The sequence below is a fragment of the Gimesia sp. genome, assembly GCF_048260065.1.
Classification (GTDB): domain Bacteria; phylum Planctomycetota; class Planctomycetia; order Planctomycetales; family Planctomycetaceae; genus Gimesia.
This window is the reverse complement of record NZ_JBLXHC010000011.1, coordinates 282,164-295,823: the sequence shown is the minus strand read 5'-3', so window position 1 is coordinate 295,823 and position 13,660 is coordinate 282,164. Positions and strand designations below refer to the sequence as shown.

16 protein-coding genes are annotated in these 13,660 nt (G+C 49.7%); 4 read left to right on the top strand and 12 right to left on the bottom strand.

What is annotated here, in order from left to right; genetic code table 11:
* Positions 1 to 127: 127 nt before the first annotated feature.
* Together ACN0YN_RS20820 and ACN0YN_RS20815 are read left to right on the top strand one after the other, a co-directional pair.
* Positions 128 to 586 carry a hypothetical protein gene (locus ACN0YN_RS20820; protein WP_417386940.1) on the top strand — a complete coding sequence of 153 codons (459 nt, stop codon included), beginning with the start codon at positions 128 to 130 and terminating at the stop codon, positions 584 to 586.
* Between the two features lie 313 nt (positions 587 to 899).
* A complete protein-coding gene (locus tag ACN0YN_RS20815) occupies positions 900 to 1,553 on the top strand; it encodes a hypothetical protein (RefSeq protein ID WP_417386939.1) in 654 nt (217 codons plus the stop codon).
* Positions 1,554 to 1,610: 57 nt separating this feature from the next.
* Here ACN0YN_RS20815 and ACN0YN_RS20810 read toward each other — a convergent pair whose 3' ends face one another.
* Genes ACN0YN_RS20810 through ACN0YN_RS20780 form a run of 7 tightly spaced genes read right to left on the bottom strand, consistent with a single transcriptional unit; the run spans position 1,611 to position 9,926 of the window.
* On the bottom strand, positions 1,611 to 2,243 hold the full coding sequence (locus ACN0YN_RS20810; protein ID WP_417386938.1) for a class I SAM-dependent methyltransferase: 633 nt from the start codon (positions 2,241 to 2,243) through the stop codon (positions 1,611 to 1,613).
* Complete coding sequence (locus tag ACN0YN_RS20805) at positions 2,243 to 2,731, bottom strand: hypothetical protein (RefSeq protein WP_417386937.1); 489 nt, start codon at positions 2,729 to 2,731, stop codon at positions 2,243 to 2,245. Before ACN0YN_RS20805 ends, ACN0YN_RS20810 begins: the two co-directional genes overlap by 1 nt.
* Before the next feature lie 2 nt (positions 2,732 to 2,733).
* Positions 2,734 to 4,668: a glycosyltransferase gene (locus tag ACN0YN_RS20800; RefSeq protein WP_417386936.1), complete on the bottom strand. Its 1,935-nt coding sequence runs from the start codon at positions 4,666 to 4,668 to the stop codon at positions 2,734 to 2,736.
* A 10-nt stretch (positions 4,669 to 4,678) separates the two neighbouring features.
* Positions 4,679 to 6,373, bottom strand: a complete 1,695-nt coding sequence (locus tag ACN0YN_RS20795) for a hypothetical protein (protein ID WP_417386935.1) — start codon at positions 6,371 to 6,373, stop codon at positions 4,679 to 4,681.
* Positions 6,374 to 7,144: a hypothetical protein gene (locus tag ACN0YN_RS20790; RefSeq protein ID WP_417386934.1), complete on the bottom strand. Its 771-nt coding sequence runs from the start codon at positions 7,142 to 7,144 to the stop codon at positions 6,374 to 6,376.
* An 11-nt stretch (positions 7,145 to 7,155) separates the two neighbouring features.
* On the bottom strand, positions 7,156 to 7,896 hold the full coding sequence (locus ACN0YN_RS20785; RefSeq protein WP_417386933.1) for a hypothetical protein: 741 nt from the start codon (positions 7,894 to 7,896) through the stop codon (positions 7,156 to 7,158).
* Entirely contained in the window at positions 7,896 to 9,926 is a 2,031-nt protein-coding gene (locus ACN0YN_RS20780; RefSeq protein WP_417386932.1) for a hypothetical protein, read from the bottom strand. The genes ACN0YN_RS20785 and ACN0YN_RS20780 overlap by 1 nt, the downstream gene beginning before the upstream one ends.
* Before the next feature lie 177 nt (positions 9,927 to 10,103).
* On the opposite strand from ACN0YN_RS20780, the gene ACN0YN_RS20775 reads away from it, so the two are divergent.
* Both ACN0YN_RS20775 and ACN0YN_RS20770 read left to right on the top strand, forming a co-directional pair.
* On the top strand, positions 10,104 to 10,256 hold the full coding sequence (locus ACN0YN_RS20775) for a hypothetical protein (protein WP_417386931.1): 153 nt from the start codon (positions 10,104 to 10,106) through the stop codon (positions 10,254 to 10,256).
* Between the two features lie 13 nt (positions 10,257 to 10,269).
* Positions 10,270 to 10,587, top strand: a complete 318-nt coding sequence (locus tag ACN0YN_RS20770; RefSeq protein WP_417386930.1) for a hypothetical protein — start codon at positions 10,270 to 10,272, stop codon at positions 10,585 to 10,587.
* A gap of 167 nt (positions 10,588 to 10,754) precedes the next feature.
* Here the strand turns inward: ACN0YN_RS20770 and ACN0YN_RS20765 are convergent, their stop codons facing one another.
* The 5 genes from ACN0YN_RS20765 to ACN0YN_RS20745 form a co-directional block, all read right to left on the bottom strand.
* Complete coding sequence (locus ACN0YN_RS20765; RefSeq protein ID WP_417386929.1) at positions 10,755 to 11,108, bottom strand: hypothetical protein; 354 nt, start codon at positions 11,106 to 11,108, stop codon at positions 10,755 to 10,757.
* Positions 11,109 to 11,125: 17 nt separating this feature from the next.
* A complete protein-coding gene (locus ACN0YN_RS20760) occupies positions 11,126 to 11,497 on the bottom strand; it encodes a hypothetical protein (protein WP_417386928.1) in 372 nt (123 codons plus the stop codon).
* 143 nt (positions 11,498 to 11,640) lie between these two features.
* Positions 11,641 to 12,546 carry a phage tail tube protein gene (locus tag ACN0YN_RS20755; RefSeq protein WP_417386927.1) on the bottom strand — a complete coding sequence of 302 codons (906 nt, stop codon included), beginning with the start codon at positions 12,544 to 12,546 and terminating at the stop codon, positions 11,641 to 11,643.
* A 10-nt stretch (positions 12,547 to 12,556) separates the two neighbouring features.
* Positions 12,557 to 13,015: a phage virion morphogenesis protein gene (locus tag ACN0YN_RS20750; protein ID WP_417386926.1), complete on the bottom strand. Its 459-nt coding sequence runs from the start codon at positions 13,013 to 13,015 to the stop codon at positions 12,557 to 12,559.
* 181 nt (positions 13,016 to 13,196) lie between these two features.
* Entirely contained in the window at positions 13,197 to 13,652 is a 456-nt protein-coding gene (locus tag ACN0YN_RS20745; protein WP_417386925.1) for a hypothetical protein, read from the bottom strand.
* Positions 13,653 to 13,660 lie beyond the last annotated feature (8 nt).

Genomic DNA, 13,660 nt, shown 5'->3' with positions numbered 1-13,660 from the left:
CCTCCATGAAATGAGACTTCACCAGTCTACCAGACTTACCGCATTCGCGCTAGACTAAAATGTGACGCGCTCTAATGATGGAGAAAACATCATCTGGGTCGGCGCGCCGATTCCCAGGCGTTTTTGTATGCGATCCATAGGCATCGTGTTGTTTGGAATTCCGTGGACTGCATTTGCATTGTTCTGGATTGCGGGAGCAGCCGGCTTTAAATTTCCTGACTTTCAAAAAGGTTTCGATTTTTTTCCTCTGTTCGGCATCCCCTTCGTGCTGATTGGTCTCGGCATGTTGAGTTCACCGTTCTGGATGATGCGAAAAGCCCGGAATACCGCTTATGTGTTAACCTCAAAACGAGCGATCACCTTTAATGGAGGAATCAAAACAGACATCCGATCGTTCGAGCCAGAGCATCTCGGGAACTTATATCGCAAACAATGGAAAGACGGTTCTGGCGATCTCATCTTTGATAAAGAACTCCGCTTAGGACAGAACAACACACAACGGCAGCATGACCTGGGTTTTCTGGCAATACATAATGTGAAACACGTTGAAGATCTTGTAAGACAATTGATTTCCGATTCCCAATAATGCGATATCTGATCAGCACCGGACTGTGAATCAATCCCCCGAAAGCGGGCCCCTGCTGCTCTGTCAATCCAGCGAATTACAGCTAGCTAAAGTGTTATCCCCCATTAATTTCCAACCCATAAATTTCTAAGATCGGAATTACTGCTATCAAAGCCGTAAATAAATCAGTAATCTGTCGTACATGAGTCATATCTAAATGGAAAGAATAGCTCCATGCCTGGATGGTTTCGCTCAAGTCCGATTTGCCCTGTGTCAGTACAAGAAAAAGCTTGGATAGAAAAATCGCTTTTCATGGCTGATAAACGAATTTGGGATGCAGCGACTGACAAAAGGAACGGTCATACTACCCACCACTGAATTTTTTCCGGAAGAATATCACCGCACAGCTGACGAGATTCAGATTATTATGAAGCTTGTCGCTGAATACATGAATGTCGATCCTTCACTATTACAACTCAATTTTTATGAAGATTTTCGCCCTGAAATTGATGGTATGTGGATCGAAAGTTCGGCAGGCATGTATTCTGAATCGGACAGGATCTTTGATATCTGGCTGGAAATTCATAGTCTCGATAATCCGCTGAACCTTATCGCTACACTCGCACATGAGATCGGACACGTGCTTTTATTGGGACAACGACGTATTTCGCATAATGAAGAAGATCACGAACCGTTAACTGATCTTTTAACGGTATTTCTGGGACTGGGATTATTTCCAGCTAATGTAGCTGTGCAGGAACGTTACTGGAACGATGGCCCTTTATCCGGTTGGAGCATGGGACGACAGGGTTACCTGAGCATGGATATGTTCGGCTATGCGTTTGCTCTTTTTGCCATTGCTCGAGGTGAGATAGCTCCAAAATGGCTTACGCAATTAAGACTGGATGTACGATCTGCATGCAAGCAGGGAATGCGATATATCACAGAAACAGGAGACTGCAGTTGTGAATTTATAACGCCGCGATAGATCATCCTCAATGCTTTTTATAATATTCAAACTCAACAATACACTTCGAACTGGTGATCACTTCCGCGTCGCAATCACCAGATTGCCCTTTACTTCTGCTGCCTGCTCATCGCTGGTAACTTCCACGCCGTTCCAGTTCGACTTGTGAACGATCTCCCCGTGTGGTTCAAACAGTCGCACGAATTCAGACAGACGCCGATTGTGGGTGTCTCTCACTGGATGATTTCCCGAGAAGTCGGTACTGATCTGCAGGACGAACAGACCACCCGGTTTGATGAACCGGAAGAATTCCGGAATCTTTTCCGATACATTCACCCCAGTCACAGAGCAGACCTCGTGCAGCTCGCGATGAAACCAGCTCATGCCCCGGCAGAAGATCATGTCGAAATAGTTCTCGTCGAAGTAGGTCGCCAGATCTGCCGCGCTAGCCTGGATGAATTCCGCCGTTGATCCTCGCTGCTTCGCCCCCTTCACGCCCTCGGCAGTCTTTTCGACTCCGAACACCCTGAATCCGAGATCGGCCAGCAGGGACGCATGCAGGCCCTTTCCGCATCCCAGATCGAGCACCGTGTCACCCGGTCTCATATAAAACCGGTCTACCAGGTGTTTCTGCAGCCACTCCCGTTCGTAATCCGGGTTGTAATGAAAGTCTCCCTCAGCGTACTTTCTGTTGTAGTAATCGTCGGTCATCAGGTGAAATCTTTCTTGAACAGGGCAATCAGCCGGTAGTAATTGTTGTCCTCGACGATGTCGAGCTTTGCGGGGCAGCGTCCCACCAGGTCGATCAGCTTCCGCACGTCAATCGGGTCCTGGACGTGACCACGGCAGAAGTCGGCAGGCCACAGATACGGCACACTGATGATCGCGGTTTCGCAGCTGCTGAAGATCTTGTTGGCAAACAGCATCAACGGTCGTGCTTCAAAATGTTCCAGTACCTGCAGGCACGTGATCACATCGGCCCGCAGATCGGTTTTCATCCAGTCCGCCTGGATACACTCCACACCGTCCATCACCGGGAATGGCAGGTCGTTGATGGCATAGCGTTTCTCGAAACTACCCCACTGCGCAACGGGAGTGTCAGCACAACCGATATCGAGCAGCGTGCCGCTGAGCGGTTCCAGCCACTGCTTGACAGTCGCATAATAATTCAGGTGTTGACGTCCTTCCCAGTAGCCCATATTCAACCCCGCAGAGGTGATGGTAATTGAAACAGCTCCGGATTCGCCGGACACATCCCGCAGCAGCTCTCTGTTTTGCGGTTCACGAATTCGTGTAACTCTTCAGTCGTGCAGGTTGGTTCCAGCGGCGTGTATTTCAGATACGGATTCCAGGCATCGCTGAGTTCGTACTTTGCAGCCTGCATTCCGAGGTAAGCCATCTGCGGACACTTCCACAACTTCCCGTCGTGGATTTGGGGACACCATTTCGAGCCACAGGCCTCCCAGCTCTGTGCTGGTTGATTGTCTTCGTAAGGCAGCATCGTCGCCCCATACCCCCGGTAGGCTCGTTTCCAGCGGCTGCTGGATGTTCTCCAGTTGACGCGTAATGCGTGTGACTTCTCCCAGTCAGCAACCAGCTGCTTTACCGGCTCGAGCTTTGCCTGGTACTCTGCAGAATCATGGTGAATGCTGATCTCTAAATTGCAACCGGTTTCTTCCAGAACGGCAGGCAGCTCCGGATGTCTTTTCAGGTTGAAACCATTCGTCACCAGCTGCAGCTTGGAGTGTGGAAAATGCCGGCGTGAAATTCTAAGGATCTCACAGAGCGCCGGATTCAATGTCGGCTCGCCCCCCAGCAGACTGAAGTAACGCGGCAGCAGCCGATCAGACCAGAGAGTTAACTGTCGGTCTGCCTCACCTGGTGTGATCATGCCCTTATGATTGAAATTCGAAAAGTGAGTGCATTGCTGACAAGCCAGGTTGCAGGCGTGCGAAACGTGCAATTCGAGATTCTCCATCTCAATCAGGTTGCCGACCGGCTTTGTTCGATGCCTCTCGTATCGCTCCTTACTGAGGCTGCCGAATCTCCTGAAGTCGCAACCCGGAACCATCACCTTGTAAAATTGCTTGATCGTCTCATGGGCTGCATTTCTCGAGGCTGTCTTGTCTCCATGTGTAGAGCCATGGGAAAGGCTCTCGGAATGGAGTCTACGCAATCCCACTATTTCATCATCTGTTACTACCCGCAATCCTGCGCGGTGAGATCTCGTCGCGAATTCCAGATCTGCCGAGCCCATTAAATCAGCAAAGCCGTTCAGACGCTGGTAGGCTTCTTTCCGCACGACCAGCGTGCCGTTGATGATGTTCCCTTCAGGACAGAGCCGCCACTTACTGTGACCTGAAGTATGCACTGGAGTGACAGACAACCGTTTCAGTGATTCTTCGTCCCGTGCCTCGTGACTCACAAACTGCCGCATGGCCCCGCCGTAAACATCGCCGTGTTTCAGCATCTCGATCGAGTGAGCAATCCGATGCGGCATGGCGATGTCATCACTGTCCTGGACTGCAATGAAGTCAGTTTCCAACCGGTCGAAAATCCGATTCATCGTCCGATACGGTCCGAGTGACTTTTCATTGCGATACAGTCTCACCTGGGGATGATCGGCGTACTGCTCTGCAGGATCATCGGGAACGGTGAATCCATCGGCGATCAAATGCACAATGCACTCTGCCCCCGCCTGGTTGAGAATCGAATCAACGGCAGCCGCCAGCCAGCGCAGGTTTTTCTGGCAGTAGGGAATCACCACGTCGCAACGGGGTTCGTCCGTGCCGGCGAGAATCTCGGGGTCATCTTCCACAGCAACCGTTTTTTTTTGAGGGCTTTTCTTCGCAGCTTTCTGCTCCTTCGGCTTCGGCTTTTCTATCACGCCGGTGCTAAGGTCATCGCAAGAAAACAGATTATCTCCCCACTTCTCGCAGCGGTTTTTCTGGATCCTCGCCTGCTGCACACACAGCATTCCAGATCGGGTACAGGCACCCTGCCTCTGCTCCTCGCAGGCAATACAGGCCGTGAGGCGTTTCGCGAAGTGAGCCTTCTGGACTTCGGAATCAAGGTGCTTCACATACCGGGGAATGTAAGGCAGCATCACCCCCTGGCCGTCGCTTAGTTTTTTCATGTACAAATTCCTAGTCTGCATAATCAATAAAAATAGCCCGCTCCTCGATTGCCACAGCGACATATCCCGATCCGCCAACGTTGACCGCGACACCCAGCGTACCTGCAGGAATCACCTGCTCACTGCCAGCATAATACTCCACACCATGGTCGTTCGCGTGTTCCGCTGGCGATTCACTCAACAAGTGAAAATGGCCCCACCGACCGTAGTAGCCTCTGGTTTTACCGTTGATGTCCAGGCCATTGATGTCATAGCCATTGGGATCGTAGCCATTCTTGTCGAATCCATTTGCATCGAACCCCCCAGCGTTGTATGTGCTGCCTGGGTTGCCATCTTCATCAAAGACATACGGGCCAGTCCACAGGTCGATGTTATAACCGTAGGGACCTGCATAGTAATCGCGGAAGTCACCATTCCAGGGTGTGCCGAAGAAACCAAACGGGCCTCCCCAGTATCCACCGTAATAACCATAAGGACCGTAATATGCACCGTAGTATCCGTTCTGATACGCAGCACCATAACTACCGTAGTACCGCTCTGCCCACGTGAGTCGCCTGGTCGCGGTTGTGAACGTTACAAATGCGCTCCCTTCCTGCGGCTTGAAATTGATCGTCTGCAGCGCTGATGTCACAATTGGCGGAATATTCAACGGACTCTCTGACAAATCATCGAGGTTGTCTGGAGCGACACCAGGTATGATAATCCTCCGCTTATTCAAACTTGGTACGGTTTTGCCTGCCAGATCCTTTATGAACTCAATGATGTATCTGCCCCCCGAGCTTGCACTCGGCGTGTAAACGCTCACATTGCCTTCTCCGCACCAGGGGAAGGTCTCGATGCCGGCCTTGATAACTTCAGCGGGAGACGTGATCAAAAACGGTCCGACGTCTGTCGTGCCGTCCGACAGCTCCCACTGAAATTCATGGCCAAATACACCCCGCCAGTCGACCAGATACTTCTGATTCCATCGGTTTGAGTTTGGATCCACGTACTGCAGGAACTCAACCGGGCTCGACTGAATGCTGAATAAATCCTGATTGATATCTTCGGTCGTGATGAACAGTATCGCACCCGCCCCCGTCTGTGCCGCTGGTGCCACATATGCCAGCAGGTTCTCCTCGGCTTTGTTGTCTACCTGCTTCTCGCCGGTGCGACGCTTGTAGATCCCCAGAGCGTTCCACCCCGATGTGATGTACTCGCCTTTCGTGGGATCTGGCATCTTTAAGTGTCCTCTCGGATCACCCGCCAGTTGCATCAAGCCACCCTGATTAAAAATATTGTCGGAACTGCCTGTATTACGATTACCTGATGTATTGTCGGGGACATACCTGCCGTGAATCTTCTGTGTGTCCGCGACTTCGCTGGAGCCCTTGAAGCGGCACCAGCAGGGGGGAAACTTCATACGGCCTGGGTAGCCTTTTTTAATGCTACTTGGTCCCGTAAAGGCATAGCTCCAGTCCGATGAGATGAAGTCAGCATCGGGATTGCCTGCATGCTGCAGTGAAGGTGAGGGCAGTCGCACCTCATGAACGATGCGATCTTCGTTGACCGTCCGCACCCCCACGATTTCAACAAGTGAAAGCCCCTCGATCGCGAGATCATCATCCTTCCGACGACGGTCTTCATCCTCGTAGTCATCACCCACGTTGATGCAATCAAACCACTCTCCAGGAGAAGCCTGCGAATCATCAAGCATATCCACCATTTATTTTCCTTTCGGGTCGACCTGCTGTGTTTTGTTAACAGTCTGTTTGTGCTGCTTGACCATCTCCCTCAGTGCCTGATTCCGCTGTCGTTCGTCGAATTCAGGAACCGTGGTGTCGACCTCCCGCAGCCGTGACAGGGTTGTGATCATTCCGCTGTTTGTATCCCTGCTGATTGCGATCTGCTGAATCGCGCCGTCAAGATTCACTTTTTTCAGACCGGCGTATTTGCCAGCCCCACCATCTTCGCCGGTAACAACAACATTATCAGCACCGATATTACTTAGTCCTACCAGCTCGGCCTGAACCTCTGCAGCTGTGGCGTCGTAGTCGAGAGGGTCTGTTGTCTCACCATCAAAAGTCAGTGTAAACGTTCCGCCAGTTGGGCTGTTGCCGATCGTAACGTACTGTTTTTCATTCGTACTGGTTCCGATAGAAACCGTGAAGATGAAAGGCTTTCCAGGGGTCTTTGCTGTAAATCTCACTTTTCCAGAATATTCCTCTGTCTCAGTACCTTCGTACTCATCTTCGACTGTTATATAATCAACTGCTGCAGTGATCTCGGCGAATTCATACTTCGTTACCCGGTTCCATCCAGCAACAATTCCATCGACCACATCATTGCGAGATTCACCAGCTCCAACAGTGTAAGACCACGTTTTATAGCCAATCGTGAATGTGAAAATCATACCGCCTTCAACATCTTCCGGTATTGTCACCTTGTCAACCTGAGCTACTTCAGCAGCTCCGCCCAACCAAACTTTTGTAGACATAATACAACCCTTTATGATGTGAACGGGCTGTTCCGTTCAAACGTGTAAGACCAGTGAATCGGATATTCAATCTGATATCCGCCGCGTTTACGTGCCTGGGGTTTCCGGATGATGCGACGTTCCAGATGCTCATCATCCGGATAGACTGGCGTTGCCGGTAGAGGCCGCTTTCCCAGACCGATCGCCATGCCAGTCTGAGTCACCTCTACGGGGCTTGTCTCCGTCAGCTGCTGTCTCTGAAAGGTTCCCTTGAGAGTCGGTAGTAATCCGAACCTGGGGCCTCCTGTGCCCTTGTAATCGAATGATTCTTCGTACTTCAGCAGGATGATATCGACATTAGAAACAGGGAATGCTCCATCAGCAGCTGTGTATGTCATCCCACTGAGGGCAACATCTGCTTCAACCACGATTGTATAAGAACGAAATGTGGTCAACTCTCCATCGCCGTTAGCAGTAAACTGTGGGGGTGTAACAACGCGAGTACCGCTCAGCGTAGAAAGGCTGATCAGTGCATGCATTGTGGTACCACCTTTGACCCAGGTAAGGTTACCTCCCTGAACAGCATAGGCGGCTTCGAGATCTGCCATCGCTGCGTTCAACTCGGCTGACGTGTCACCATGCAGAATCCCAGTGATCGACCACCGTTCGGTGTAACCCCAGACAAAGCCATCTTCGGCAATCAGTCCCTGCCGGATGATTCCGCAATTGGCCTCATTCTCTGGGTGTGTATAACCGTTGTAAGAAAGCTGCATTATTTATTGTACGCCTTTTCTTTAGATCGTTTCTTGTCAATCGTTCGTTTTAATTCTTCAAGGGCTTCAAGATAAGAACCAAGCGTTCCGTCCATCGCTTGTGCTAACTCGATGGAACGTTGGGTGATGTTGTCGCTGGCATCTTTGGCATCTTGTGCGACTTTCTGTAACTCTTTGACGAACTGATCCTTTTGCGGGCTGTATCCCACGATGTCCGTTGCGTTGATCTGAGCCTGATCAGCATTGATGCCGACGCGAGCATTTACCGTCCGCTGACGTTGTTCAGCAGACCTGAGCAATGCGGCCTGAGTCTGATCTTCTTCGGCCTGCTTACGCAACAGCTCCCGCTCTTTCTCCTGTTGCCTGGTGCGTATTATGGCGACTTCTTGGTTCTTCTCATCCAGAAGTCCCAGGTTGTTGATGATCTGATTTCCGCCCGCCGCCGCCCCGGCGTTGGCGTAGTAATTCGCCCCAATGTTTCCAGCCAATCCCGCATCTTCGAGGTCCTTAATATCCTGCCTGGTGCGTTGTGCAGCTGGTTTTTTAGAAATCTCATTAACCCGATACTGCTGAGCTTTATCCAATCGCCCGTAGCGTTCCAGCAGTCGCTGCTTCTCAGACTTCAGAGCATCTTTAGCGACCTGAACTTTTTCCTTTTCTGCTTTCAACTGTTCGTTGATCTGTTTTTTCTGGTCCTCGATTACTTTGAGGCGGCTCTTCTCCGCTTCCAGTAAACGACCCTGAGCATCTTCCAGGTCCTTCATCACGCGTTCGCGGTTATTCAGGCTCTCATAGTGACCATGGGCAATGCGGTCTTCCTGTTTCTTACGATCGTCGAGGATAGCCTGTTCAGCCGCTCTGACATCTTCCAGAGCCGTCAGGCGAGTTCGCTGTGAATCATCCTCGCCATTACCCGCTGCAATCGATCTGGCCTCAGTGACGGCGTTCTGTGCTCCCCTGAGATCCCGTTCAAGATTCGACTTTAGGGCTTCCTGATTTTCGAACCGTGTCCGTGCATCGAGTATTCGCTGCCTTGCCTCCTCCGCTTTGGTCAACTTTTCCTGCGATTTTTCATTCTCAGCAACAGCATCTCTCCAACTGAAGAATGCACCGATATTACTCTCGGCAGAATCAGATGTGTCACCGAGTGCCCGACCAAGCCATTTAACACCTTCTGTTAATGCAAGAAACACTGTTGCAACCGCGGCTACTATTGTGATCAGCTTGGCAAAAATTACGGTACCAGCGAGAACAGATCCACCACCGGTTCCTGCAGCTGCGCCTGCTGCAACTTTGGCACCAGATCCCGCAGCCGCTCTTCCGGCTGCTTGTGCACCTCCAGCTAATGCTGCTGATGTACTCGCCTTCAAGTTACTCGCCGCTGCAAGTTCATTCGCAGCTGCCTGAGCATTTGAGGCAGCAGACAAAGCAACCAATGCCTCGCGGGTTTTCCAAATCACGTCAGTGATGCCCTTGAAAACACGGATGCCTTCTTTAACCATGTTGAAATTTTTTGCGAACTTTTCGAAGTTCTCTTCCGAAACGAGACCCAGTTTAGCAGCCCCTTCGGCCATGTCAGCAAGTCCCTGAATCACGATGACAGCTGACTCATGTGCTTTCTTGTGTCCTTCGACCCGGGCATTCTCTGCTTCCTGAAGTTTTTTCGCCAGCTCTTTGGCTTCTTTCTCCGCCTTCTTGGCTTCTTTCTCCGCCTTCTTGGCTTCTTTGTTCCGGATCTTTTCCCGCTTATCCGCCTCGGTTTCAGTGTTTGCAGTACGCTTTTCTTCGAGCGAGACGACTCTGTCTATCACCTGCTCCATCAACCCGATACGCTCATTCTGCTCGTGTTTGTCGATGTCGTTGCGCAGACCGGCCTGAACCTTCTGGACCTCGGTTATCTGTTTCATGGTCTCATCGGACACGGACTGGAGCATCTCATAGGCTTCACTCCCCGCGAGAGCGACCGATTGTGCTTGACTTGCCGTGAGGGCTGCGATAGCCTGATTATTTGAATCTGGCTGCAGTTTCAATGTGATGATTACACTACGTTCGGCTGCTGTTACCATCAAACCACCTCCGCGAAACAAACTATGTCACAATACAACCCGATGCGTGAACTGATTTTTTTCGGGGTCTTGATCGCAGTCGGTGCAGTTTTCTTCCGGGTGGATAGATTGAAAACAAAACGCCGTAAACAGCAGTAACAGATGGAAGCCGACGCTCTGGCCAACATGCCTGCCGATGTCAGGCAACTCCATATGGAGGCCGATCGCAAAATGGCGGATTTCAAATTCTCAGCTACCATCTGGGTGTTGACCACTATCGTTTCATTTTCTCTCATTTACTGGTTCCTGAAATGATCGGACCTATGGCATGGGCATATTAATCAAAATAATACTGGCTGTGTTCTGCCTGGTTTTTTTGGTTTTATTTCTTTGGGGGTGTATCAAATTTGCAATTTGGTCTGGCTTAGTTGAATCACCCGAACAAACACGTGAGCGGAAAGAACTGGAAAAAACCAAATCCTCTCCACTTACCCATGACGAATACCAGTCTCTTTCGCCTGAGGGTAAGCTGCTTCATAAAATGACTGAAAAACAAACTCAGACCGAAGCCAATACCAGAGCCATAGCGGCCATGATCTTGGGTGGAGCCATCGGTTATCTCGTCTTTTGTTATTGGCCTTTCTAAAGTGATCCGCCCCATCGCACCCACTCACTGAGCATCCATCAAACGTGCCAGGCAAGAACTGGATAGTGCCAGACTCTCAACACCGAAAGAAAATTTAGCATTGTTGCTGGTGGTTCTTTTTTTCACTTCCAGTTCAATTCTGACTGGCTTATTCATTGCCTGGTTACTTACCTGACTCCCATCATCGCAGCGAGGAATTTGTTACGGCGAATCTCCTCTGCCAGATCATGCAGCTCCTGAATGATTGCCGCGTGATTTCTGACGATCGCATCATCAGGAAACTGCCCCACTGCCTTACACTCTTTCCAGTGTTGATAAGTTCGGTAGTTTTTTGGGCTGAGAACTTTCTGTCTCTCCGGAGTTCCTTTCGGGCAACCTTTGCAACGGCAGGGAGCCGGCACTGAAGGCAACCTCTCAACCGGTTCGCCATGAAACATTTTGACTTTGCCGGTTGTTTCGTCATACAGATAATCCTGACAATGATCACAGTCACGGAATGCGACTTCGGGGTGGAACAGCAATGTTTCCAACCCCTCCGCTAGTTTTTTGCATCTTCCTCAATTGAGACCTGCTTTTGAGATAAGTCCTTATCACTGACATCAGAGCCCGTGATAATATTAAAAATGCGATCGACAAACGGCTGTTTTGACTTCTCGAGCACCGCCACTTCAATCGGCAGAATCTTTTTCTTGTACTCGTAGTCCCACTTCGAAATATGTTTAACAATCGCATCGTTGATCCGTTGAGATCGCTCCACTGAGCTGATGTCTCCCCAATGATGCAATATCTCCCGCACTTCATTTGCGAGAGGAGGACGATACTGAAACTTCAATGCCTGGTGGATACCTGGCACCTCTTTCATATACCCATCTTCCGTGTACCCATCGTCGATATAAGCCTGTGTCGCCATTGTGTTTTCCTTAGAGAAATTTAGTTGTAAATAATCCAATTGGAGAAGATTCTGAAACGTGTGTCCAAATGATCAAACCAAATCTATGCGCGAGAAGGTCTCACATAGAATGAACAAGTGAAGCGTTTTTATATGCGCAACGATCAAGCAGAGTGCGCATTCGTAATGATCAACGGCTTTGTTGAGCCAGAACTGCGAACCATGCCCGTCAGTGGTAAACGGGTAACATCTTTTGCATTATGGGTCGGAGTCACATTTGCATACTGAATTGCCGCCATGTCGAACGTCAGCACATCCCCCGATGCGGCGCCGTTTGTAAACACGGCAGTTCCGGCTGCTCCATCCAAGGCCTGTTTCAGCAGGTCTGTGTTATCGGTAGACCAGGGGTGATCTGTTGCTAATGTAATCACACGATCAATCATTGAAATGTCATATCGAGTGAGGTTGTTTTCGAACTGTTCCGTGTTCAACTTATTTTCGATCGTCAGACTGAATTTCTCAAATGCTCGGGTATCAGAAACCAGAGTCAGAACTCCATCGGACATCAAATACGGTTTTTCCAACGGCATCGTCAAGACCGGGAAAGAACCAGCGTCACCAGTCGTTTCCGTTTCCGCCTCAATATCGAGATCCAAATAGAGAAAATCACCCTTGGATCCATTGAAATTTGCTTTCGCAATTCGACACCCTGAGTATGTGTAGACCTTAGCTCCACGATCAATCATCAGCATAAATTCTGGAATGGTGTCAGCCAGGGCAAACATATTCGAACTCTCTGCTGTTCCGCAGATGTAAGGGAGCAGGGCATCCAACACGATACGTGAACAGGCAATTTTGATAGAACCCGAAGAACGTTTCAAACCTTCTCGAGTGCGTTCCTTATTGTGTTCGACAGTCCCTCGCATTCCGTTGGTTTCGAGAATCTGAGCTTCTTCATGCAATGATTCTGGCAGAATGATCTCGATCGGAATCGAACTGGTATCGAACGGCAGTGTCGTATCGAACGCGATGAGGCCAAAAGTACCGACTTCTGGTGTGGCTAATGACATAATTAAATCCTCATAAATTATCGATTTGCTTGATAACAGAACTGGCTACGTCATCTGTCGCCAGCTCTTGTACTATTTCACTGAAACCTAGAAATTTCCGTTGCGGTATATTTTTCTTAGTAGATCCGTCCTGATGCACACCCGCATATTCAACATATGTCCCAAGAGTCAATCCCTGGTTGCTGACACCCTCGACATGATCTTCAGCATCTTCTGTCACACTCTTTTGCAGCTTGTAAGTATCTAGCAGCGGTTTATTGTTCTGGTTCCTCGGCGGACGTCTGGGGTTCTTCAAAGCAGGCCACCTTTTTCCGTCCGGCGAAGATTCCGCCTGGAAGCCCAGATAGAGTTGTTCTTTCGTCAACTCAAGGACATTTTTCATAACTTCTTCACATTCGGGCCTGTTTGTTATTTCTACTGTTTGATCGAGGAAGTTTCTGAGTTCGTCGATTCCAATTTCACGAGGCATGGCCGCACCACCCTGTCTGATTTAATTGTCGGTTTAAGTTCTATCAGTTGATCCGCCGTAAGACCCATCGCTTCTGCATACAAAGCCAGAGCACCTGTCTTATCGACATTTTTGAACTTCAACCGACCATGTGTTGTATGAACTGAAAATACATCCGTTGTTTCTCTTTTGACTTCAAATTTCATAATCGTGCTTCCCAACTGATAAACCACAAGGTCATGCCTGCTAGATATTCTCCCGTTTCAAACCAGTTCGGATCCACCACGGCTCCGGGCGAAACGTAACTGTTCACAATCGAATCCACTCCCGCCAGACGGGGAGTACGGAATTTTTTCAGAATCGTTTCGTACCAGGTGAAGTACTTGTCACGATCTGACGTCTGATTCTGATTGTCATTATCGAGAATGAAGATACCAATCGGATACTCCACCTGGTCTCTCACGTTCGTTCCCTTCAATGGATTCAGTTTCGGTTGCCCCAACGGAGCAATCAGAACTGCAGGGAAATGAGTGGAATCGAAGTTGCGAGTTGACGGTACCTTCTGAATGTAGACCGATTCATCGGGAATATCTGTCAGATCCAGATCTTCAATCTGTGTTTTCACCGTTGTTAGAATGTCTTCCAGAATGGCTGTCATTTTTGTCT

What these genes read in the sequence shown, in the direction of transcription:
- ACN0YN_RS20820 (WP_417386940.1), top strand. Translation starts at nt 128, where the DNA reads ATGCGATCCATAGGCATCGTGTTGTTTGGAATTCCGTGGACTGCATTT.
- ACN0YN_RS20815 (WP_417386939.1), top strand. Translation starts at nt 900, where the DNA reads ATGCAGCGACTGACAAAAGGAACGGTCATACTACCCACCACTGAATTT.
- ACN0YN_RS20810 (WP_417386938.1), bottom strand. Translation starts at nt 2,243, where the DNA reads ATGACCGACGATTACTACAACAGAAAGTACGCTGAGGGAGACTTTCAT.
- ACN0YN_RS20805 (WP_417386937.1), bottom strand. Translation starts at nt 2,731, where the DNA reads ATGGGCTACTGGGAAGGACGTCAACACCTGAATTATTATGCGACTGTC.
- ACN0YN_RS20800 (WP_417386936.1), bottom strand. Translation starts at nt 4,668, where the DNA reads ATGAAAAAACTAAGCGACGGCCAGGGGGTGATGCTGCCTTACATTCCC.
- ACN0YN_RS20795 (WP_417386935.1), bottom strand. Translation starts at nt 6,373, where the DNA reads ATGGTGGATATGCTTGATGATTCGCAGGCTTCTCCTGGAGAGTGGTTT.
- ACN0YN_RS20790 (WP_417386934.1), bottom strand. Translation starts at nt 7,144, where the DNA reads ATGTCTACAAAAGTTTGGTTGGGCGGAGCTGCTGAAGTAGCTCAGGTT.
- ACN0YN_RS20785 (WP_417386933.1), bottom strand. Translation starts at nt 7,896, where the DNA reads ATGCAGCTTTCTTACAACGGTTATACACACCCAGAGAATGAGGCCAAT.
- ACN0YN_RS20775 (WP_417386931.1), top strand. Translation starts at nt 10,104, where the DNA reads ATGGAAGCCGACGCTCTGGCCAACATGCCTGCCGATGTCAGGCAACTC.
- ACN0YN_RS20770 (WP_417386930.1), top strand. Translation starts at nt 10,270, where the DNA reads ATGGGCATATTAATCAAAATAATACTGGCTGTGTTCTGCCTGGTTTTT.
- ACN0YN_RS20760 (WP_417386928.1), bottom strand. Translation starts at nt 11,497, where the DNA reads ATGGCGACACAGGCTTATATCGACGATGGGTACACGGAAGATGGGTAT.
- ACN0YN_RS20755 (WP_417386927.1), bottom strand. Translation starts at nt 12,546, where the DNA reads ATGTCATTAGCCACACCAGAAGTCGGTACTTTTGGCCTCATCGCGTTC.
- ACN0YN_RS20750 (WP_417386926.1), bottom strand. Translation starts at nt 13,015, where the DNA reads ATGCCTCGTGAAATTGGAATCGACGAACTCAGAAACTTCCTCGATCAA.
- ACN0YN_RS20745 (WP_417386925.1), bottom strand. Translation starts at nt 13,652, where the DNA reads ATGACAGCCATTCTGGAAGACATTCTAACAACGGTGAAAACACAGATT.